This is a genomic window from Kribbella polygonati (assembly GCF_050320105.1).
In the GTDB taxonomy this organism is placed as follows: Bacteria; Actinomycetota; Actinomycetes; order Propionibacteriales; family Kribbellaceae; genus Kribbella.
Genome location: NZ_CP190129.1, coordinates 3,584,169 through 3,603,519 on the forward strand (window position 1 = coordinate 3,584,169; position 19,351 = coordinate 3,603,519).

Consider the following 19,351-nt stretch of genomic DNA (forward strand, 5'->3'; position numbering starts at 1 on the left):
CCCAACAGGTGGGAGGTTTATCTCACCGCCTGGGCGTCACTCGTCCCGCGGTGAAGACGTGCGTCGGAGTGAAGGTGATCGGTACCCACGGGTGCCCGGGCGCCTCGCGGGTGACGAAATGGTTGCCGTCAGCAGGCTCCGTCGGCCGCAGTTCGTACTCGTGCACCGGGTCCTCGGCGAACGCCAGCCGGTCCCCCGTCGCCTGGTAGGTCAGCACCAGTTCGTCGCCCCGCCGGTCCACGTCGACCCGGACCCCGGCGCGCTCGTACCGGCCGACGTGCCGGTCGTCCACCGGTCCGTCGATCGGCTGCGGCGCCTCCGGGTGCGCGACCCCGGCGTACTCCGTGAACACCTCGGACGCGAGCGGCTCGAACAGGCGGGTGCCGTTGCCGGAGTTCGTCAGCAGGCACATGATCAGCCGCGCCTCCGGGTCGATCCGGAGGAACGCGAGCTGCGAGATCGTCGTACCGTCGTGCCCGAACAGCCGGCGTCCGCCCCAGTCGAAGATCCGCCAGGTCAGGCCGAGATCGACGAACCCGCCGATCCCGGCCGCGAACGGTACCTGCGGCTCCTGCATCACGGCGTACCGCGCGTCGGTCAGGTGCAGCTTGGCGAACTCGAGCAGGTCTCCGGCGGTCGACGTGATCGTGCCCGCCGGGCCGATGCTGCGTGGCAGCTGCCAGGTCTTCACGCGGGAGCCGTCGGCGGCGAGGTGGCCGACCGCGGCGTTGTGCAGGATCGCCTCCTCGGGGAGCGTCACGGTGTGGGCCAGGCCGAGCGGCTCGACCAGGCGGGCCTTGAGGGATGCGTCCCAGGTGCGGTCGTCGAGTACCTCGATCAGGCGACCGAGCAGGACGAAGCCGGCGTTGCAGTACGAGTACGCCGTACCGGGTTCGAAGAGCTGGTCGACGTCCGCGAGCAGCTCGACGTACCGCTGCAGGCAGTCGTCGCCGCGGCCGGTGTCGGTGAACAGGTCGCCGTCGATGCCGCTCGTGTGGGTGAGCAGCTGGCGGACCGTGATCCGCGCGTCGACCGGTGCCTCCGGCAACAGTTTGACGATCGGGTTATCCAGGTCGAGGCGGTCCTCGGCGGCGAGCTGGACGATCATCGACGCGGTCCACGGCTTGCTGATCGAACCGAGCTGGAACAGCGATTCGGCGGTGGTCCGCACACCGGTCGTGGCGTTCAGGACGCCGTACGGCACGATCGTCGTCTCCCCGTCGTGCCAGATCCCGAGCACCGCCCCGGTGACGTCCGCCGCCACCGCCAACTCGTCCAACCGCCCAGCCCAGTCAGCCATGCGGCAAACCTACTTGGTGAGTTCCTCCAGTAGGACACGGATCCCGGCCCACGCCGCCTTCTCGTCCAGGCCCTGGTCGAGAAGGATCTCGGTGGCGACCCCGAGCGAGTCCCGATAGAACGCGAGCAGTAGGTGCTCGGTGCCGACGTAGTTATGCCCGAGCGTCAGCGCCTCGCCCACCGCACCTTGCAGAACGTGCGCGGTCCGGCGGGTGTACGGCGGGTTCTCCGCGTCGAGCGCCCGCTCGGCGGACTCCGCGTCGGCGGGTGAACCCGCCGGGCTCTTCGCGTCCACGGCGGCTCGCACGGACTCCTCCGTGATGTCGTGCGCGAGCAGAACCTTCGTCGCCAGCGCGTCGGGCTGGGTGAAGAAGGCCAGCAGCAGGTGCTCGGTGCCGATGAACGGGTTGTTCCGGCCGCGCGCGACGTCCTTCGCGGCCTCGACCACGGACTTCGTCCGCTTGGTGTACCGGTTGAGCGCGGGCCGGGCGGTCCAGGAGTCGGCGAAGCGTTTGTGGGCGGCTTGTTTGGTGACGCCGAGGACGGCGCTGATCTCCACCCAGGACTTCCCCGCACCGCGCGCCCGGTCCACGAAGAAACCGAGTGCCTGGTCGCTGGTCGCCGTCAGTTCGCTGACCGTCGCGGCAGCGGCGGCGAGCTGCTGAAGCTCGTCCTCGCTGCCGGCGTCGGCCTTGATCGTGTTGATGAGCTGCTGCAGATCCGGTCCAGGAGTCATGTCGTCAACCCTAGGTTGACAGACATCGCCCGTCAACCCTAGGTTGACATCCGGGGTGGGGTACCTAACGACAGGAGGTGTCCGTCGTTTCGGGCGCACCGGCAGTCCAGTCAGGCGTGAGCGGTGGCGGCCGAGAGGGACACCTCCTGTCGTTAGGTACCGTCTCCCCCGTGCAAGGCATTCCGGACGTCATCGACAGCGGACTGAGGGTGCTGTTCTGTGGGATCAACCCGGGGTTGATGTCGGCCGAGACCGGCCATCACTTCGCGCGGCCGGGGAATCGGTTCTGGCCGGCGTTGCACTTGAGTGGGTTCACCCCGCGGCAGCTGAAACCCGCCGAGCAGCAGGAGTTGCTGACCTATCGGCTCGGCATCACGAACGTGGTCGACCGCCCGTCCGCGAAGGCCGCCGAGTTGTCCCGTGCGGAGTTCGTCGCCGGCGGGGAGAACCTGGTGCGGAAGGTGCTCGACGTACGGCCGGAATGGCTCGCCGTGCTCGGGGTCACGGCGTACCGGGACGCCTTCGGCGAACGTACGGCGGCGGTGGGCAAGCAGGACCGGACCATCGGCACGACCCGCGTCTGGGTGCTGCCGAACCCGAGTGGCCTGAATGCCCACTACACGTTACCCAAGCTCACCGCGGCGTTCGCGGAGCTGGCTCAGGTCAGTTGAGCGCCTTGCGCAGCGTCGAGATCGCCAGCTCGATCGCGGCGTTCGCTGCGTAGGTGTCGCGGAGCGCGTCCAGCATCACGAAGTCGTGGATGATCGCCGCGAACCGCACCGCGGTCGTCGGTACGCCGGCCTCCAGGAGCTTGGCGGCGTACGCCTCGCCCTCGTCCCGCAGTACGTCGGCCTGACCGGTGATGACCAGCGCCGGCGGGAGGCCCTGCAGCTGCTCGGTCGTCGCGCGCAGCGGTGACGCGGTGATCTGGTTCCGCTCGTTCTCGTCGGTGGTGTACTGGTCCCAGAACCACTTCATCCCGTCGAGCTGCAGGAAGTACCCTTCGGCGAACTCCTTGTACGACGCCGTGTCGAACGACGCGTCCGTGACCGGGTAGAACAACACCTGCTGGACGAACTTCACGTCGCCGCGCTCCTTCGCGAGCAGCGTGACCGCGGCCGTCATGTTCCCGCCGACCGAGTCGCCCGCGATCGCCAGCCGCTCCGCGTCCATCCCGTGGTCCTTGCCTGAGGCAATGATCCAGCGGGCGACCGCGTAGTTCTGCTCGAGCGCGTGCGGGTACCGGACCTCGGGCGAGAGGTCGTACTCCGGGAACACCACCGCGGCGCCCGCGCCGACGGCGAGCTCGCGGACCAGCCGGTCGTGGGTGTGCGCGTTGCCGAACACCCAGCCCGCGCCGTGGATGTACAGGATCACCGGCAGTACGCCGGTCGCGCCCTGCGGCTTCACGATCCGCGCCCTGGTGCCGTCCGCGGCGGTCACCCACTCCTCGTCGACCGGGAGCTTCGGGTAGTCGGTGGTCTGCACCTCGTCGACGGCCTTGCGGCCCTCCTCCGGGGACAGCTGGAACAGGAACGGCGGCTTCGCGGTGGCGTCGGCGAAGGCCTGGGCGGCGGGCTCGAGCAGTGTCATTTCTTCCTCCCATTGGGCTGTGAGAACGGTCGTTCTCCGGTGCCGTTTGCTACTGTAGGAGAACGTTGGTTCTCCGCGCAAGGTGGTGCGGGTCACCCGGGAGGTCGGACAGATGGTGCTGGACACGGCGACGGCGCAGCGGCAGGTGCTGGACGCGGCCGACGCGCTGTTCTACGAGCGCGGCGTACAGGCGGTCGGGATGGACGCGATCCGGGCCGCGTCCGGGGTCTCGCTGAAGCGGCTGTACCAGCTGTTCCCGTCGAAGGAGACGCTGATCGAGGCGTACCTGGACCGCCGGGACGCACTCTGGAAGTCGATGCTCGCCGAGCACGTCGACGCGGCCACCGACCCGCGGTCGCGGCTGCTCGCGGTGTTCGACTTCCTGTACGAGTGGTTCCAGCAGCGGGACTACCGGGGGTGCGCGTTCATCAACTCGTTCGGCGAGCTGGGGACCGTGTCGCCGCGGGTCGCCGAACTGGCCCTCGAACACAAGGAAGGCTTCCGCCGCGCCCTGGCCGCCCTGGCCACCACGGCCGGCGCCCACGACCCCGAAGCCCTCGCCGACCACCTCATCCTCCTCAGCGAGGGCGCCATCACCCGCTCCGCCATCTCCGGCACCCCCACCCCCGCCGTCCGCGCCCGCGAAGCCGCAACGATGATCCTGGACGCCTCCCTCCCCAGCTGACCCCGCAACTACCCCCGCAGCCGACCCACCAACTGTCCCCACACCCCGACCCCAAGGAACCCGCCCCCACGAGCCGACCCCAGCAGTTCACCCGCGCCTCCCCCGCGAGCCGGCCCGGCAGCTCGCCCCAGACACCTGACCAGCGACCCACCCCGGTACCTGACCCCGGCAGTTCACCCCGGCGACCAACCTGGCGGGCGACTTGGCGGCTGGCGTACGCAGGTGGCTCGGCGAGGTGACCCGCCGGGTCGGCGCGGGAGACGGCAGGGAGTGGCGTGGTGGAGTCGTGGGTGGGTGGCACTGTTGTTCGGCAGGATGGGGTTATGGGTTTGGCGGAGTTGCTGCGGGTGGTCGACGGGCTGTCGTACGGGCAGCGGGTGCGACTGGTTGCGGACCGGGCGGCGGAGCTTGGCGGGGTGCTCGGTGAGTTGGCGCGCGGTGGTGCGTTCGAGCGCGTTCTCGGTCTGCAGATCGCCGAGGTCACCCGCGACGCGGCGTTCGTCTCGCGGATGCTCCGGGACCTCGAACCGGCGGTTCAGGCGCGGGCGCTCGCCGCGGTCGGTCGTGGCGTACCGGTGACGGACGACGACCTGCGGATCCTGTACGACGACGCACCGGCGGCACTCCGGACCAAGCTCGTCGCGCTGGTACGGCGGCAGCGGCGGGAGCATCTCGCCGTACGGCTGATCGACGAGCACCGCGCGCGCTGGGGTGATGTGGCGGCGACCGGTCTCCTCGACGCGGTGGACGGCGCGACCGTGGCGCGGCTGCTGCCGGAGCTGGCGTACTGCGTGACGCCGGGCAACTGGCGGCGGCTCGCCCGGCATCATCCGTCGGAGGTGCTCGCGTACGCGCGTGACACCCTGCCGGCCGGCGAGGATCGCGACGAGTGGTGGCGGGGTGTCGGGTACGGCGTTGCCGCGGTGCTCGACGTCGAGCTGATCATGGAGGCGCTGCCACCACACGACCTGCCGGCGGCGGTCGTCGACGTCATCGGACCGCTCACCGATCGGGATCCGGCCGGCGTACTGGCGTTGCTGCTCGCGCCCGACCGCCGGGGCGCCGTACACAAAGCATTGACCCCGGCCCTGCGACGCAGGCTGTACCGGTACTCCGACGACGAACTGGTGGAGCTCGGGCGGATCCTCTGGCCGGAGCTGACCGACGTACTGCGTGAGCTGGCTCCGGCCCGGCGTGGACGGCTGTTCGAGGCGGTGACGAAGGACGTCGACCTCGGCCAGGCGCAGCTTCGCGAGGATCTGTTGCGGGTGCTGCCGCATGCGGTGCGGATCGAGCAAGCGCGACGGATGCTGGCGCTGCCGGCGGTCGCGGAGGACGGTGCGCGACGGCGGCGGGTGGCAGCTCACCTTCCGTACGACGATGCGCTGGCGATGCTGTCGGACGAACTCCGGGATCCGGACGCGGGAGTGCGGTCGTCGGTGTACCAGGCGATCATCCGGTCGGCGACGCGGGCTGAGCAGGTCGTGGCGGCGGTGGCGTGGACCGCGGACCGGGTCCGGAACGAGCAGGACCTCGTCCGGCTCGCCGTACTGCACACGGTCGCGGACGTCTCGCCGACGTTGCTGTCCGAGGCATTGACGGTACCTCTCGAAACGTTGCTCGAGGACGCGTTGAACGCACGCGACACCTCCTGGGCGACCCGGCGCGCGCTCGGGCGGATCGCCGAGTGCACCGTCGTACAAGGTGCCCTGGGCAACGACTCCGGTCTGCTGGGCTGGGGCCTGCGGGCGCATGCGCGGTTGTCGGAGAACATCGGCGAGATCGCGCTCGGCAGCATTGCCGACAATCTCCCGCGCGGGCGCGAGGGCGCGGTGTACGACGTACTCCGGCCGGCGATCGAGGCGGCCGCCCGGCGGAACGAGTTCGCGCTCGCGTTCGCGGTGGCGGAGGCGTTCGGGCGGCGGGCGTGGTCGCTGGATCATCTGCAGGACGTGCTCGAACGGGCGGTGTGGTCGAACCAGGAGCACACGGTCGAGCGGGCGTGCCGGTACTGGCTGGACGCGCCGTCGACCCGGTCCGATCGGGTGGAGCGGATTGTCCGCCGGGACGTGCGGTTGGCGCGCTGGCATCCGGTGTGGTGGCTGGTGACCGAGGTACGGACGGATCTGCTCGATCCGGTGTTCGAGGCGGCGGACAGCATCCGGCGGTTCGATCGGAACAGTCCGTCGTGGGAGGTGCCGGACTACGCGTTGCGGTTGTGGCTGCCGCGACAGCAGGCACGGTACGCGTCGTTGCTGGTCGGCGTTGCTCGCGATCGTGGGATGCCTGAGTGGTACCGGGCCGCGGCGGTCAAGACGCTCGGGCGGGTGCCGACGGCACGGTCTGCTGTGGACGAGTTCTTGGCGAGTGACGAGGTGCTGCTGCAGGAGGCTGCGCTGGCGGGACTCGCGTGGACGGATCGGCCGGATCAAGTGCTGCCGTTGTTGCTGTCACATGCGGGCGACGATCGGGCGCGGGTCGCCGTGTACGCGGCGGGTCGGGCGGCGCGATTTGTACGGCCGAGTTTGTTGCCTGGGTTGTTGCAGCCGGTGCTGTCGCGGGATGGCGTGAAGGTGACGGCGCGGAAGGAGGCGGTGCGGCTGCTGGGCGAGCTGCGGGCTCCGGGCGCGGGCGCGGTGCTGACGGAGACGTGGGCCGGGGCGCATCGGGACGTACGTGCGGCGATCGCTCGGACCGTGTCGCAGTACTTGCTGTACGACGCTCCCGCGTGGGCCGTGCTGGAGCAGGCGGTGCATGACTCACCGGCGACCGCGGTGGTGCTCGGAGCGCGGTCGGCGTACGACGTACCGCTGGCTTACCGGTCGCGGTACGCCGACCTGCTGATCGCGGTGACGACGCGGTCGGAGCCGGAGGTTGTCGGTCCGACGCTCCTCGCGCTGCGTGGGTGGGCGCGGTACAGCCCTGCTGCCGCGGGCGTTTGCGCCGACTTCGTCACGGATCTGTCGCTGCGTAGTCGCGTGTGGTCGGACGCGATCACCGCGCTGGTGTCGATCGTCGCGTCCAACCCGCCTGACGGTGTGCCCGAGCTGGTCGAGACGGCCCGTTTGCTGGTTCGGCTCGAAGAGGATCCGGCGCTGCCGAACGCCACCGCGGATCGGGATCACCCTGCTCGGCAGCGGTTGACCCGGTTGGTGGGTCAGCTTGTCGGTCAGCTGGCGGATCGCTCGGCTTCCGCCCGGAGTCACCTCTCGCAGGTCGCAGCCGAGCTCACCACACCCGACCACCTCACATCACGCCTGCAACTCCTGCTCGTGGCAGCACCCTCACCAGCGGACGCCGTACCCACCCTCCACGAAGCCGTCGCGGACGATGTGCTGGCGGCTGCTGCCGCGGCGGACCTGCTCCGTGCTCGTCTTCGAGCAACCGAATCCAGCTGGTCGCCGGCCGACCTTCTCCCGCTGGCCGAATCCCTCATCCGGGCACCCGATCCAGCATCCGGCCTGCTGGCCCACGCCCTCCTCTCGACCGCCGCCCCACGAGCCGGCTGGCCGCCCGCCTGGCGCGCCCTACTGATTGCCCTCCGCAACAACCCGGCTCCCGCCGTCCGCCGCGCCGCCCTCGACCTGGTCACCACAACGGAGTAACCCGCGGTGCCGGCGGGTGCTCCGTCGTGGGGAGGCGATCGCCGGGCGGGGGTGTTCTGGTCAGTTCTCCTTCTCGGCGGCTTCGCGGGCGCGTTTGCGGCGTTTGCCCTCGTGCATGGCCGCGACCCTGGCTACCGGGATCGCGCGGCCTTCGACGAGTACGTCCTCGGGGATCTCCTGCGGTGCCGGCAGCGCGTCCGCCCACGGGTCGCGGTCCCCGAGCAGCGCGGGCGCCGTACGGACGGTGAAGTCCCGCGGCGACACGTTCTCCAGTTCGTCCCAGCTCACCGGGAACGACACCGTCGTACCTGACCGCACTCGCGGGCTGTACGCCGCCACGATCGTCGCCCCGCCCGACCGGGTCGAGTCGACGAACACCTTCCCGTGCCGGTCCTCCTTGATGTACGCCGTGGTCGCAACCGCCGGATCGAGCTTCTCCGCGCGGGCCGCGATCGCCCGCGTGGCCGCCGCGGCGTCCTCGATCGTCACCGTGCCGGCGATCGGCACGATCACGTGCACGCCTTTCGCACCGCTCGTCTTCACCGCCCCGGACAACCCGGAGTCGGTGAGCGCCTGCCGGACGAGCAGCGCCGCCCGGACCGCCATCGTGAACGTCTCGCCCTCCGGCGGGTCGAGGTCGAGCACCAGATGCGTCACGCGGTCCCACCGGTCGGCGCGCATCAGCGTCGGGTGGTACTCGACCGCGCGCTGGTTGGCGAACCACAGCAACGTCCGCCGGTCGTCGCACAACGCGTACGACACCTCCCGCTTGGACGCCTCCGCCCACACCTGCACGGTCCTGACCCACTCAGGCGTGTACTTCGGAACGTTCTTCTGCATGAACTTCGGCTGCCCCGGGCGGATCCGCACCACCGAGAGCGGCCGCTCCCGCAGCTCCGGCAGGATCCGCCCGTGCACCGCGTCCAGGTAGTCGACCAGGTCCCGCTTGGTCGCCTCCGCTCCGTCGAACAGCGGCTGATCCAGGTTGGTCAGGTCGACCCCGTCCCGCACTTCGTCCGGCTTGCTCGCCATCCCCCGAGCCTAACCGGGTTTGAGGAGCGTCAGGAGTGCTTCCAGGACCAGTTTGTCTTCTCCCGGTCGGAGGGTTTGCGGGTTGAGGGCGATGGCGTCGTCGGGGAGGCCGTACGTGCCGACGGAGACTCGTGGGTCACCGTCGAAGAGTTGCTGGACCAACTCGTCGCGGTCCCTGGTGAGGTGGAGCACCGCGCGACTGTGCGGCTGACCTGCCTCACTCGGGTACCCACGCTCCACGACTACCCCCGGGAGCCCTTGAAGGCCGGCGATCCAGCCGTCCACGACACGCTCGTACCCGGCGAGCAGCTCCTCCTCGTCCTGCTGCAGCGTCCATTCGACCGCGGCGAGCAGGCCCATCAACTCCTCCTTGCCCACCTTCATCCCACGGCCGATCTCGTGCAGCGGAGACGTATGCGCCCGCACCCGCTCCACCAGCCACCGCTTCCCCAGCACCAGACCGCTGGCCTGCGGTCCGCGCAGACCTTTCCCACCGCTGACAATCACCGCGTCCGCCCCGGCGTCCCGCGTGAACCGCCACAGACTCGCCACCGGCGGGATCTGCGCGGCCGCATCGACCACCACAGGTACGCCGTACTCCCCGGCAACCCGCACCACGTCCTCGATCGGCAGCGCTCCGCGCGCGTAATGCGCTCCCGCGAACCACAACACACACGCCGGTCCCCGCCCAACCGCCTCCCGCAACTCCTCCTCCGACGCCCCCACCTCGACAACCCGCACCCCCAGCAATCGGGCCGAGTAGTCATAGCCATTCCGCTGACTGGCAAACATCACCACCTCAGCGTCTACTGGGAAGGCCTGGGATTCGGTGGTGATGCAGGCGGCGACGGTGAGGGTGATCGCGGCGGCGGCGCCGGAGGTTACGTAGCCGGCTTCGTTGTGGGTCAGGTCGGCGAGGCGCTCCCCGACGCGTTGGTTCAACTCGGGCAGGTCGACGAACTGTGCCGCCGCGCTGGCCATCGCCTGCACCACCGGTGGTGGCATCAGCGACCCACCCAGCACGGTGACGGTGGCATTGGCGTTGATGACGGGCCGCACCCCCAGCGGATTCATGCGACGAACTTCGACATCGCCGGTACGCCGGACCGCCCCGCCAGCCACGCGTCGAGGAAGTCGTTGTCCGTCCCGTCAAGGTGCGTGACCTTGTAGACCTCCGGCTCCGGCAACGCCTCCACCAACGAACGGCACCAGTCCTCGTCGTCGACGGACACCAACGCCCGACCAGCCACCGCCGGAGCATGCCGCACCGGGTCGAAGTACGAGAGGGTTGTCGACAGTCCTGCTGCCGACGATCCGCTCCTCAAATGATCGTTCAGCTCTTCCAACGGATACAGACACGACGTCAACCGCGCCTCCATCGCCCGGTAGAACAGCAGGTCCGTCACCCGCACCGAGCTGAACCCAGGCCGCCGCGCCGCCGTCAGCACCGCCAGGTCGTCCCCGCTCACCGCGACCCGCGCAGGATCCACCTCCGCCAGCCCCAGCAGGAACTCGGCCGCCCGCAGACAGTCCGCCGCGATCCCGCGATACACGTACGTGGACGGATCGTCGATCCCCATCGTCAGCAGTCCCGGGTACGCCGCCGCGAACCCCTCGTCGGCCAGCCGCTGACCGCGGTGCATCAGGCTGAGTACGACGTACCGGCTCCGGTCGTTCGGATGCGGGATGTTGTTCACGCTCCCGTACCGCGGTGTGATCAGCAGCCCCGGAAACGGCCCGTCGCCCCGCGGGATGCTGAGGTTGCCGTACACGCGGTACGGCCCCGTGCTGGTGATCCGCAGCGCGTAGAACGTCGCCTCGTCGGTGGTTCGCGCCGGTACGAGGTCCAGTACCGGACGGCCGGGGATCGCCGCAAGCTCGTCGTCGACCGCGGCCCAGTAGGCATCGAAGGTCATCAGGTCACCGTCCAGGGGTGAGGTGCTCGGCAAGGAAGTCCTCCACGATCCGCATCACGTTCGGCAGGCCGGCGTGGTGCGCGCAGTGCGGGTACGTGTGCAAGGTCTTCTCACACGTCAGCGCCCGGTGCAGCGCGAACCCGGTCTCCGGCGGGCAGACGTCGTCCTCGAGCCCGAGGTACAGCAAGGTCGGCGCCTGCACCTTCGGCGCGAAGTTCAGCCCGTCGTAGTACGCGACCGTCTCCCGCACGCGGTCCACGTCCTTCGGGTGGATCCGCAGGTACTCGTTGATCTCCTCGTACGGATAGGACCGGGTCAGCGTCGGCGCCGTCATGATCCCGCAGAGGTACGGCGCACCGGCCGCGACGCAGCGGATCACGCCGGGCATCAGCGCGGCCGTGGAGATCCCGAGCCCGCCGCCCTGGCTGGACCCCTGGAGACCGATCCGCCGATCGTCGACCTCAGGACGATCCAGCAGTACTTCGACCGCGCGGACCACGTCGAGGTAGAAGCCGCGGTACCCGTACGTGTTCGGGTCGACGATGTTGTGCGTCAGCAGACCCGGGTATCCCGGGTTGAACACGTCGTTCGAGCGGAGCTTGCCGCGCGGGGCGATCGCGAGCGTGGCGTAGCCGAGCTCGGCCCATTCCTTCGGGACGGTCGGCTCCGAGATGTACCCGGGGATCGTGACCAGCCCCGGCAGCGGGCCGGGCCGGTCGCGCGGTACGGCGTACCAGCCGGCGATCCGGAGTCCGCCGTAGCTGGTGAAACGCAGATCGCTGACAACAACCGTGTCGGTGGAGAGGTCAGGCCGCTCGGCCAGCACCGGGTCGAGCGGGTACGACGCGCAGTCCGCGAGGCCGGCTGCCCAGAAGGCGTCGAAGTCGTCCGGGAGGTCGACCTCGACGGTCGCGTTCTCAGGGTCTCTCAAGAGCGTTCCTTTCACTGGGGTCGCGGGGGAGCGTGGAGGGCCGTGCCGTCGGCCGCGTTGAACAGGTGCAGGCGGTCCGGGTTGAGGCCGACGTACACCGTGCTGTCGTGGCCGAGACGGAACGGGGTGGGGACGCGGGCCTTGAGCAGTTCGCCTTCGAGGTTCACGGTGACGAGTACGTCGGGGCCGAGCGGTTCGGAGACGAAGACCTTCGCGGGGTGATTGCCCTGGACCGGGGTGGTCGACAAGGTGAGGTCTTCGGGCCGGATGCCGAGGACCACGGCTCGCTCGGCCGCATCGGTCTGTTGGGCGAGAGGTTGGCTCAGTGCCGGTGAGCGGAAGACTCGGGTGCCGTCCGTGTCGGCGAGTTCGCCGGTGAGGAAGTTCATCGGGGGCGCGCCCATGAACGAGGCGACGAAGCGGTTGGCGGGGCGTTCGTAGATCTCCTCGGGGGTGGCGCACTGCTGGATGACGCCGTCGCGCAGCACCGCGATCCGGTCCGACATCGTCATCGCCTCGACCTGGTCGTGGGTGACGTAGATGAACGTCCGCGCCACGTCGACGTGCAGGCGCTTGATCTCGGCGCGCATCAGCACCCGGAGCTGGGCGTCCAGGTTCGACAGCGGCTCGTCCAGCAGGTACGCCCCGGCGTCGCGGACGATCGCCCGGCCGAGGGCCACCCGCTGGCGCTGGCCGCCGGACAGCTCGCGGGGCTTGCGGTCCAGCAGGTCCTCGATGTCGAGCGTCCGGGCGGCCCGCCGTACCGCCTCGGCGATCGTTGCCTTGGGCACCCGCATCATCTTCAGCGCGAACCCGATGTTCTGCCCGACGGTCTTGTGCGGGTAGAGCGCGTAGCTCTGGAACACCATCGACACGTCGCGCTTGTTCGCCGGCAGACAGCTGACCGGCTTGCCGTCGAAGAAGATGTCGCCCTCGGTCGCGCGCTCCAGCCCGCAGATCATCCGCAGGGTGGTCGACTTCCCACAACCCGACGGCCCGACCAGCGTGAGGAACTCCTGGTCCTCGACGGTCAGGTTCAGATTGTCGACCACCAGGTTGTCGGCAAACCGCTTGCTGACGCCTTCCAAACGTACTTCGGCCATCTCGCCTCAGCCCTTCACTGATCCGGCGGCCATGCCCTGCACCAGCTTGCGCTGGAAGAGCAGGGCCAGCACCAGGGGTGGGACGACCGCGAGCACACCGGCCGCGGCCATCACGGTGAACTGGGTGTTGAAGTCGGTGGCGAAGTTCGCCGCCACCACCGGGATCGTCTTCGCCGCCTTCGTACTGGTCAGGAACAGCGCGAACATGAACTCGTTCCACGCGGTCATGAACGCGAACACCGCGGCCGCGACCAGCCCGGGCGCCGCCACCGGCAGGAACACCGTCCACATCGTCCGGAACCAGCCGCACCGGTCGACCCGCGCCGCCTCCTCGAGCTCGCGCGGCACCGACCGGAAGAAGTCCTTCAGGATCCAGATCGTGATCGGCAGCGCGAACGTCGTGTACGACAGGATCAGCGCCAGATAGGTGTCGAGCAGCCCGAACGAGCGCATCAGCAGGTAGAACGGGATGATGATCGCGATCCCCGGCACCATCCGCGTCAGCAGGTAGAGCACCAGCAGCACCTGGCTCCCGCGGAACTTCAGCCTGCTGAACGAGTACGCCGCGAACGTCGCCAGCGCGAGGTTCAGTACGGCGGTCGCGGTCGCCACGACCAGGCTGTTCCGCAACGAGTACGGCGTTTCCGACACCGCCCGCCCGCCGACCAACTGCTGCGCCGCGTCGGGCCGGACGAAGCCGAGGTAGTTGGCGAGCGTCGGGTGCACCGGGATCCAGTGCGGCGGCGCCGAGATCGCGTCGACCTCGTGCATAAAACTCATCGCGACGATCCAGTAGAACGGCAGCACGAGATAGAGCGCGAACCCGACTGCCAGCACGTAGAGAACGATCTTCTTCCACGGAATCCGGTACCTCAGCGGAGCCTTCACAGTTCGAAGTTCCCCTTCCGGTACAGGAGGCCGATGTAGCCGACGGAGATCAGCAGCGTGATCGCGGTGATCACCCAGGCGTACGCGCTGCCGAGGCCGAAGTCGGTGAAGGTCAGGACGGTCTGGACATCCAGCAGCGCGATCGTCGTGGTCGCGTCGCCGGGGCCGCCGCCGGTCAGGACGTAGATCGTGTCGAACGCGCGGAACGCGTTCATCGTTTCCAGGATCAGCACGATCAGCAGCGGATGCAGCAGCCACGGCACCGTGACCTGGGTGAACCGCCGCCAGGCGCCGGCGCGGTCGACCGTCGCCGCGTCGTACAGCTCCGAGGGGATCGTCGAGAGTCCCGCGAGCAGGATGATGACCGGGAACGGCAGCGTGTTCCAAACCTGCGCCAGCGCCGTGAACAGGAACGCGCCGGTCCCCGACGTCAGCCAGGCGTGGTAGTCGCCGATCAGGCCGAGTTGCTGGAGCAGACCGTTCAGCGCGCCGGTCTTCGCGTCGAAGATCGTCCGCCACATCAGCCCGTTCACCACCCCGGGCATTGCCCAGGGCAACAACGCGAGGCTGAGCAGCAGCCCGCGCCCGTGGAACCGTTCGTTGAGCACCAGCGCCAGGATCAACGCCAGTACGACGGTTAGCCCGAGCACCACCAGGACGAACAGCGCCGACACCTTCAACGCCGACAGGAACGCGTGGTCGGTGAGCAGCGACTTGTAGTTGTCGAAACCGATGAATCGCTTGGCCCGTGGGCGTTTCAGGTTGTTCTTCTGCAGGCTGACGTAGAACGAGTACGCGATCGGGTACGCGACCAGCAGGGCGATCACCGCGATGGCCGGGGCGTTCAGCGCCCAGGCCTTGGCGGTGTCGCCCAGCGGGCGGCGTTCGGCCAGCGCGAACACGCTCACGAGTACTTCTTCTTGAGCGTACCGGCGGTCTGCGCCAGCGAGTCGACCGCCGCCGACGGCTGCGTCTGGTTGCTCAGCACGCCCTGCACGACCTTGTGCATCTCGGTCTCGAACTCGGTGTACCACGGCACGCCGAGCACGTTGCGCGGCTTCGCGATCTCGGCCAGGTGTGCGTAGATCGCCGGATCCGCGAACTTGCGCAATGCCGCGACGATCGTCGGGTCGTCGACCATCTTCTGGTAGGCAAACCCGAGCCCGCGCTGCAGGAACCAGAACTTCGCCGTGTACGGCTGCTTCTGGTCGTCGTACCCGCCGAGGTACGTGAGCAGCTTGAACGCGTTGTCCTTGACCTCGGTGTCCTTGGCCAGGCTGTACATCCGGGTGTTGCTGACCGTCGCGTGCTCCTTGCCGTCCAGGCTCGGCACCAGCGCCATCCGGATCTTCCCGGCCGCCTTCGACTTCGCCGGGTCGTTGTAGTCGCGGCTCGCGTACCGGGCGCCGATCGTGTACGCGTACCGGTTGGCCTTCATCGCGTTGTCGACAGGCACCGGCAGCAGCTGCAGCGACGCCGGGTCGATCACCTTCGACTTGGTCGCGGCCTGTTGCAGCCAGCCGAATACGTCCTTCACCACTGTGTCCGAGGTGTTCATGATGGGGTTCTGCTGATCGTCGAACAGGTTCCCGCCGCTGCCGAACACCAGCGCCCACACCCACGACCACCAGGTGTCGGACAGCTGCGCGGGCAGCCCGATCGGGTACTGCAGCAGGCCGGCGTTCTTGATCTTCAGCGCCTGTGCCTCGAGTTCCTCGAGACTCGCGGGCGGCTTCGAGATCCCTGCCTTGGCGAGGATCCCGGCGTTGTACGTCAGGCAGGTGGCGTCGGTGTAGTACGGCAGGCCGTACCGCTTCCCGCCGTACGTCATCGCCTGCGCGTTGCCGGGATAGATGGCGTCGTAGATCTCGTCGACACCGGCCAGGCCGTCGAGCGGCTGCAGGTAGTCGCCGTCGACCCAGGCCGCGAGCGAGTCGTCGTACACGTAGAGCGCGTCCGGACCGCCGCCGCCGGTGAACTCGGCGACGACCTTCTGGACGTACTGCGCGCTCGTGATCGGGGTGTAGTCGACCTTGATGTTGCTGGTCTTGGTGAACCGGTCGAGGTTCTGCTGGACGAGGGCTGCCTCGTAGTCCCAGCCTTCGAACTTCACACTGCCGTCCCCTGAACTGCTTCCGGAGTTCTTGGAACAGGCAGCGAGGGTGGGCGGGACCAGTCCGAGACCGGTCAGCTTGAGGATGTGGCGGCGGGTGAGCTCCATGGTTGTGCCTCCAACGCTTGGGCGATGCGCAGTCGGTACAGACGCGTCGGGCGTCCTTTGGGGTGGTGCTGGGCGGTCCCCTCGACGCTCACCAGGCCGCCGGCGTCGAGAGTCCGGATCAGGCGGCGCCCGCTCTGGTCCGTGATTCCGAGATGACCGGCAAGCTCCCCAGGCGAGAGCGTGCGGCCTTGCAGTTCCTGGTCCAGCGCAGCCAGCCGGGAGACGGTGGCGGCGCTCAGACCGACGTACTTCGCGAGATGTTCGACGTCGTCGCCGTGCGACCGGTACGAGTACCGCAGTGCCTCGCCGGCCGGCCCCATCGGGCCGATTACGACCCCGCTGTCCTCGAACAGGTAGGCGCACGGCTCCGCGGCGAGCTCGGCCCGCGCCGCGGCCTGCTCGGCGAGGAGCACACAGTTCCGGGCCGAGACGCCGACCCCGAACCCGGCCGAGATCCGCGCACCGAGCGCCGCGGCGGCCTCGGCGAGCGCCGGTACGGCGACCCAGTTGCGGGTGATCCGCTCGAACAGCGCCTTGTGGGCGAACACGACCACGCCGCGGCGCCCGCGGTTCTCGATCCAGGCGCCGGCGAACTCCGGGGTGTTGTGCAGGTGGTTCATCAGCCCGATCCGGGCCCGTTCCTCGTCCGGCGCGTCCGAGATCAGGAACACGCCGGCCGCGAACCGTTGCGCACTGGCCCGCTCCGACTCGATCCGCAGCGCGAGCTCGTGCAGCTCGGTCCGGATCGTGGCCGGTACCGGCATCCCGCTGATGATCGGGAGCTGCCCGGCCAGCTGCTCACGGACGGCGGCCCGCACGCTGATCACGTAGCTGCGTCCGGCGAACCGTTCGAAGGCGTCCCGGTGGAACGCCGCGATCTCGTCGACGGTCTGGGTCGGTGCGTAGGGCAAGCAGTCGATCTGGTCCTGGTCGAGGTCCAGCGCGGTGGCCACCGCCTCGACCGCCTCGGCCGGGAACGTGTCGATGCTGACCGGCGTACGGCCCCAGCCGCGTTCCTGCGCACGGTAGAGCGCGAGCGTCAGGTCGAGCGCCGACGACCGGACCACGCCGACCGGAAGGCCCGGCGGGAGGAGTTCCTGGCTCGCCGTGTACGGGACCGGGCCGGCCAGGAAGCCGTCGAGGTGCGTCGTGCTCAGGAACTCGGCGACCCGGTCGCGGATCTCGTCCTCGTGGTCGTAGCTGACCCACTTCAGGTCCACACCGCGCAGGGTGCGCGCGGCGTCGTGGAACAACTCGTGATGCGTCACGTGCGTGACGACGCCGAGCACGATGTCCACGGGCACTCCTTTACGAACTATGTTCGGAAGTGACTCGTAAATGCATTGCCGTCTAAGTTCTCCCGGATCGCCCCGCGGGTCAAGGGTTTGCGGGATTTGTTCAAGACGTGGGCGGCGGCCGGTTCCTAGGGTCGGCGGCATGATTCTGGTAACCGGGGGCCTCGGGATGATCGGCGCCCACACCGCTCGCGCACTCACCGACCTCGGCCACGACGTCGTGGTCACCTCGCACCGCGCCGCCGACGTACCCTCGTTCCTCGAGGGCAGGGTCACGGTGGAGTCCCTCGACGTCACCGACCGGGACGCGTTTCTTGCCCTCGGCAAGCAGTACGAGTTCACCGACGTCGTGCATCTGGCCGGCAGCATTCCCGGCGACGACCCGGTCGCGTACTTCCGGACCGACCTGGCCGGCCTGCTCAACGCGCTCGACGCCGCCCGCGCCTGGCGGGTCCGGCGGTTCGCCGTCGCCAGCAGCATCGGCAACTACATCGGCCGGCCGGAGATCCCCTGGCACGAGGACCTGGCGCTGCCGACCGCGGACCTGCCGCTGCTGATCATCGCGTTCAAGAAGGCCGTCGAACCGCTCACCACGCACAGCCTCCAGGACACCGGCGTACAACCGGTCCTGCTGCGCATCGGTAGTACCTGGGGACCGTTGATGGACCCGGAGTCGCCGTTCAACCCGATGCCGCCGTACATCAGCGCCGTACTCCGCGGGGAGACGCCGCCGGCCCTGTACGCCGACGACGGCGGCGACTGCTGCTACGGGCCCGACGCGGGCCGGGCGATCGCGCTGCTCACCGTTGCGGAGAGCCTGCCGCACACCGTCTACAACGTGTCCAGCGGGCGCCCTGTCACGAACCGCGAGTTCGTCGAGGCCGTGCGGCAGCTCCGCCCGGACCTGCCGCTCAGCCTGCTCCCCGGCCGCCGGCTCGGTCCGGGTCAGGACCCGTACCTCGACATCTCCCGGCTCACCCGGGACACCGGGTTCACGCCCGGCTACGACATCGCCGCCGCCGTCGCGGACTACGCCGCCTGGCGCGCGGACAACAACCGCTGAAGGAGTACGCCATGCTCGAACCCGCTGTCCGCGCCGTCCTCGAGACCGCGTCGTACGGTCACCTCGCCACCCTGCTGCCGGACGGATCACCGCACAACACACCGGTGTACGTCGGCGCGCACGGCGACCACGTCGTGTTCTTCACCGGGCCGGGGATGCGCAAAGCCCGCAACCTGCGCCGCGACCCGCGCCTCGCGCTGTCGATCGTCCCGGTCTCCAACCCGTTCGAGCCGGTCACCATCCGCGGGCGGGTCGTGGACTGGATCGAGGGCGACCCGGCCTGGGAGATCATCGACCGGCTGGTCGCGAAGTACATCGACCTCGAGTACCCGCGCGACCAGGAAAGAGTCGTCCTCGTGGTGGAACCCGACCACCAGAAGGTCGGTATGGGCTGAGGATCAGCCGGCCTTTGGTGGTTGGATGCGGGGGTGCTGGTTTTGTTGTGCGGGACCTCGTTCTCGGGGAAGAGCACGGTTGCGCGGGACTTGGCCCGGCGGTTGCCGGCGCGGATCGTGAGCCTCGACGAGATCAACGAGCGACGCGGCCTGTGGGGCGGCGACGGGATCCCCGTCGAGGAGTGGGTCCGGACGCATCAGGTGGCGCAGGCCGAGGTGCGGGAGCTGTTGTCCGCCGGGGCGACGGTGGTGGTCGACGACACGAGCTCACCGCGCTTCCTGCGCGACGGGTGGCGGGCGTTGGCTGCTGAGGCCGGGGTCGAGTTCAAGCTGGTGTACGTCGAGGCCGACGAGGCGACAGTCCGAGCCCGCCGCGACCACAACCGCCTCTCACCCCACCGCCGAGACATCACCGACACCGTCCTCAACCACCACCTCTCCACCTTCGAACCCCCCGAGCCAGACGAAGGCGCCCTCTCCCCCAACCAACTGCGGAACCACGTACCGAAGAACGGGTAGTACCCACCAACTCCCCACCACCCGCCCCCACCCCCAGGCGGCACCACCCCCCGAAACCCCAACCACTACC

Annotated in this window: 18 protein-coding genes; 6 read left to right on the forward strand and 12 right to left on the reverse strand. The window is 69.2% G+C overall.

All coding sequences use genetic code 11. The features are described from left to right. Window positions 1-22 precede the first annotated feature (22 nt). Complete coding sequence (locus tag ACQHIV_RS17005) at window positions 23-1,300, reverse strand: serine hydrolase domain-containing protein (protein WP_427895405.1); 1,278 nt, start codon at window positions 1,298-1,300, stop codon at window positions 23-25. A gap of 9 nt (window positions 1,301-1,309) precedes the next feature. Next, window positions 1,310-2,035: a Clp protease N-terminal domain-containing protein gene (locus tag ACQHIV_RS17010; RefSeq protein WP_427895407.1), complete on the reverse strand. Its 726-nt coding sequence runs from the start codon at window positions 2,033-2,035 to the stop codon at window positions 1,310-1,312. A gap of 170 nt (window positions 2,036-2,205) precedes the next feature. On the opposite strand from ACQHIV_RS17010, the gene mug reads away from it, so the two are divergent. Beyond that, a complete protein-coding gene (gene mug / locus ACQHIV_RS17015) occupies window positions 2,206-2,706 on the forward strand; it encodes a G/U mismatch-specific DNA glycosylase (RefSeq protein WP_427895409.1) in 501 nt (166 codons plus the stop codon). On the opposite strand, the gene ACQHIV_RS17020 is transcribed toward mug, so the two are convergent. After that, window positions 2,699-3,628: an alpha/beta hydrolase gene (locus ACQHIV_RS17020; protein WP_427895411.1), complete on the reverse strand. Its 930-nt coding sequence runs from the start codon at window positions 3,626-3,628 to the stop codon at window positions 2,699-2,701. The genes mug and ACQHIV_RS17020 overlap by 8 nt on opposite strands. Before the next feature lie 112 nt (window positions 3,629-3,740). Here ACQHIV_RS17020 and ACQHIV_RS17025 point away from each other — a divergent pair, with 112 nt between their 5' ends. Next, window positions 3,741-4,313 (forward strand): TetR/AcrR family transcriptional regulator, encoded by a 573-nt coding sequence (locus tag ACQHIV_RS17025; protein WP_427895413.1) that lies wholly within the window; start codon window positions 3,741-3,743, stop codon window positions 4,311-4,313. Between the two features lie 323 nt (window positions 4,314-4,636). Then, window positions 4,637-7,918, forward strand: coding sequence for a hypothetical protein (locus ACQHIV_RS17030; RefSeq protein WP_427895415.1), 3,282 nt, complete (start codon window positions 4,637-4,639; stop codon window positions 7,916-7,918). Between the two features lie 60 nt (window positions 7,919-7,978). Here the strand turns inward: ACQHIV_RS17030 and ligD are convergent, their stop codons facing one another. From ligD to ACQHIV_RS17075, 9 genes are read right to left on the reverse strand one after another with little or no spacing between them, the layout of a single operon-like run. Beyond that, complete coding sequence (gene ligD / locus ACQHIV_RS17035) at window positions 7,979-8,950, reverse strand: non-homologous end-joining DNA ligase (protein WP_427895417.1); 972 nt, start codon at window positions 8,948-8,950, stop codon at window positions 7,979-7,981. A gap of 9 nt (window positions 8,951-8,959) precedes the next feature. Next, entirely contained in the window at window positions 8,960-10,024 is a 1,065-nt protein-coding gene (locus ACQHIV_RS17040) for a hypothetical protein (RefSeq protein WP_427895419.1), read from the reverse strand. Beyond that, complete coding sequence (locus ACQHIV_RS17045) at window positions 10,021-10,866, reverse strand: acetylxylan esterase (RefSeq protein WP_427895420.1); 846 nt, start codon at window positions 10,864-10,866, stop codon at window positions 10,021-10,023. The genes ACQHIV_RS17040 and ACQHIV_RS17045 overlap by 4 nt, the downstream gene beginning before the upstream one ends. 4 nt (window positions 10,867-10,870) lie before the next feature. Further along, complete coding sequence (locus ACQHIV_RS17050; RefSeq protein ID WP_427895422.1) at window positions 10,871-11,797, reverse strand: acetylxylan esterase; 927 nt, start codon at window positions 11,795-11,797, stop codon at window positions 10,871-10,873. An 11-nt stretch (window positions 11,798-11,808) separates the two neighbouring features. Next, complete coding sequence (locus ACQHIV_RS17055; protein WP_427895424.1) at window positions 11,809-12,900, reverse strand: ABC transporter ATP-binding protein; 1,092 nt, start codon at window positions 12,898-12,900, stop codon at window positions 11,809-11,811. 6 nt (window positions 12,901-12,906) lie between these two features. Continuing rightward, the gene (locus ACQHIV_RS17060) at window positions 12,907-13,788 is read right to left on the reverse strand and encodes a carbohydrate ABC transporter permease (RefSeq protein ID WP_427895425.1); all 882 of its coding nucleotides are present in this window, start codon (window positions 13,786-13,788) and stop codon (window positions 12,907-12,909) included. After that, the gene (locus tag ACQHIV_RS17065; protein WP_427895427.1) at window positions 13,785-14,696 is read right to left on the reverse strand and encodes a carbohydrate ABC transporter permease; all 912 of its coding nucleotides are present in this window, start codon (window positions 14,694-14,696) and stop codon (window positions 13,785-13,787) included. Before ACQHIV_RS17065 ends, ACQHIV_RS17060 begins: the two co-directional genes overlap by 4 nt. Continuing rightward, window positions 14,693-16,009 (reverse strand): extracellular solute-binding protein, encoded by a 1,317-nt coding sequence (locus ACQHIV_RS17070; protein WP_427895428.1) that lies wholly within the window; start codon window positions 16,007-16,009, stop codon window positions 14,693-14,695. Before ACQHIV_RS17070 ends, ACQHIV_RS17065 begins: the two co-directional genes overlap by 4 nt. Continuing rightward, window positions 15,976-17,307 carry a hypothetical protein gene (locus ACQHIV_RS17075; protein WP_427895430.1) on the reverse strand — a complete coding sequence of 444 codons (1,332 nt, stop codon included), beginning with the start codon at window positions 17,305-17,307 and terminating at the stop codon, window positions 15,976-15,978. Before ACQHIV_RS17075 ends, ACQHIV_RS17070 begins: the two co-directional genes overlap by 34 nt. 139 nt (window positions 17,308-17,446) lie before the next feature. Between ACQHIV_RS17075 and ACQHIV_RS17080 the strand changes: the two genes are divergently transcribed. The 3 genes from ACQHIV_RS17080 to ACQHIV_RS17090 are packed head-to-tail and all read left to right on the forward strand — an operon-like array spanning window position 17,447 to window position 19,281. After that, the gene (locus ACQHIV_RS17080; protein ID WP_427895432.1) at window positions 17,447-18,367 is read left to right on the forward strand and encodes an NAD-dependent epimerase/dehydratase family protein; all 921 of its coding nucleotides are present in this window, start codon (window positions 17,447-17,449) and stop codon (window positions 18,365-18,367) included. A gap of 11 nt (window positions 18,368-18,378) precedes the next feature. After that, a complete protein-coding gene (locus tag ACQHIV_RS17085) occupies window positions 18,379-18,762 on the forward strand; it encodes a PPOX class F420-dependent oxidoreductase (RefSeq protein ID WP_427895434.1) in 384 nt (127 codons plus the stop codon). Window positions 18,763-18,795: 33 nt separating this feature from the next. Continuing rightward, window positions 18,796-19,281 (forward strand): AAA family ATPase, encoded by a 486-nt coding sequence (locus ACQHIV_RS17090; RefSeq protein ID WP_427895436.1) that lies wholly within the window; start codon window positions 18,796-18,798, stop codon window positions 19,279-19,281. Window positions 19,282-19,351 lie beyond the last annotated feature (70 nt).

Bases quoted from the DNA above. Each gene is read 5' to 3' on its own strand.
- ACQHIV_RS17005 (WP_427895405.1), bottom strand. From the start codon at position 1,300: ATGGCTGACTGGGCTGGGCGGTTGGACGAGTTGGCGGTGGCGGCGGAC.
- ACQHIV_RS17010 (WP_427895407.1), bottom strand. From the start codon at position 2,035: ATGACTCCTGGACCGGATCTGCAGCAGCTCATCAACACGATCAAGGCC.
- ACQHIV_RS17020 (WP_427895411.1), bottom strand. From the start codon at position 3,628: ATGACACTGCTCGAGCCCGCCGCCCAGGCCTTCGCCGACGCCACCGCG.
- ACQHIV_RS17025 (WP_427895413.1), top strand. From the start codon at position 3,741: ATGGTGCTGGACACGGCGACGGCGCAGCGGCAGGTGCTGGACGCGGCC.
- ACQHIV_RS17030 (WP_427895415.1), top strand. From the start codon at position 4,637: ATGGGTTTGGCGGAGTTGCTGCGGGTGGTCGACGGGCTGTCGTACGGG.
- ligD (WP_427895417.1), bottom strand. From the start codon at position 8,950: ATGGCGAGCAAGCCGGACGAAGTGCGGGACGGGGTCGACCTGACCAAC.
- ACQHIV_RS17040 (WP_427895419.1), bottom strand. From the start codon at position 10,024: ATGAATCCGCTGGGGGTGCGGCCCGTCATCAACGCCAATGCCACCGTC.
- ACQHIV_RS17045 (WP_427895420.1), bottom strand. From the start codon at position 10,866: ATGACCTTCGATGCCTACTGGGCCGCGGTCGACGACGAGCTTGCGGCG.
- ACQHIV_RS17055 (WP_427895424.1), bottom strand. From the start codon at position 12,900: ATGGCCGAAGTACGTTTGGAAGGCGTCAGCAAGCGGTTTGCCGACAAC.
- ACQHIV_RS17070 (WP_427895428.1), bottom strand. From the start codon at position 16,009: ATGGAGCTCACCCGCCGCCACATCCTCAAGCTGACCGGTCTCGGACTG.
- ACQHIV_RS17080 (WP_427895432.1), top strand. From the start codon at position 17,447: ATGATTCTGGTAACCGGGGGCCTCGGGATGATCGGCGCCCACACCGCT.
- ACQHIV_RS17085 (WP_427895434.1), top strand. From the start codon at position 18,379: ATGCTCGAACCCGCTGTCCGCGCCGTCCTCGAGACCGCGTCGTACGGT.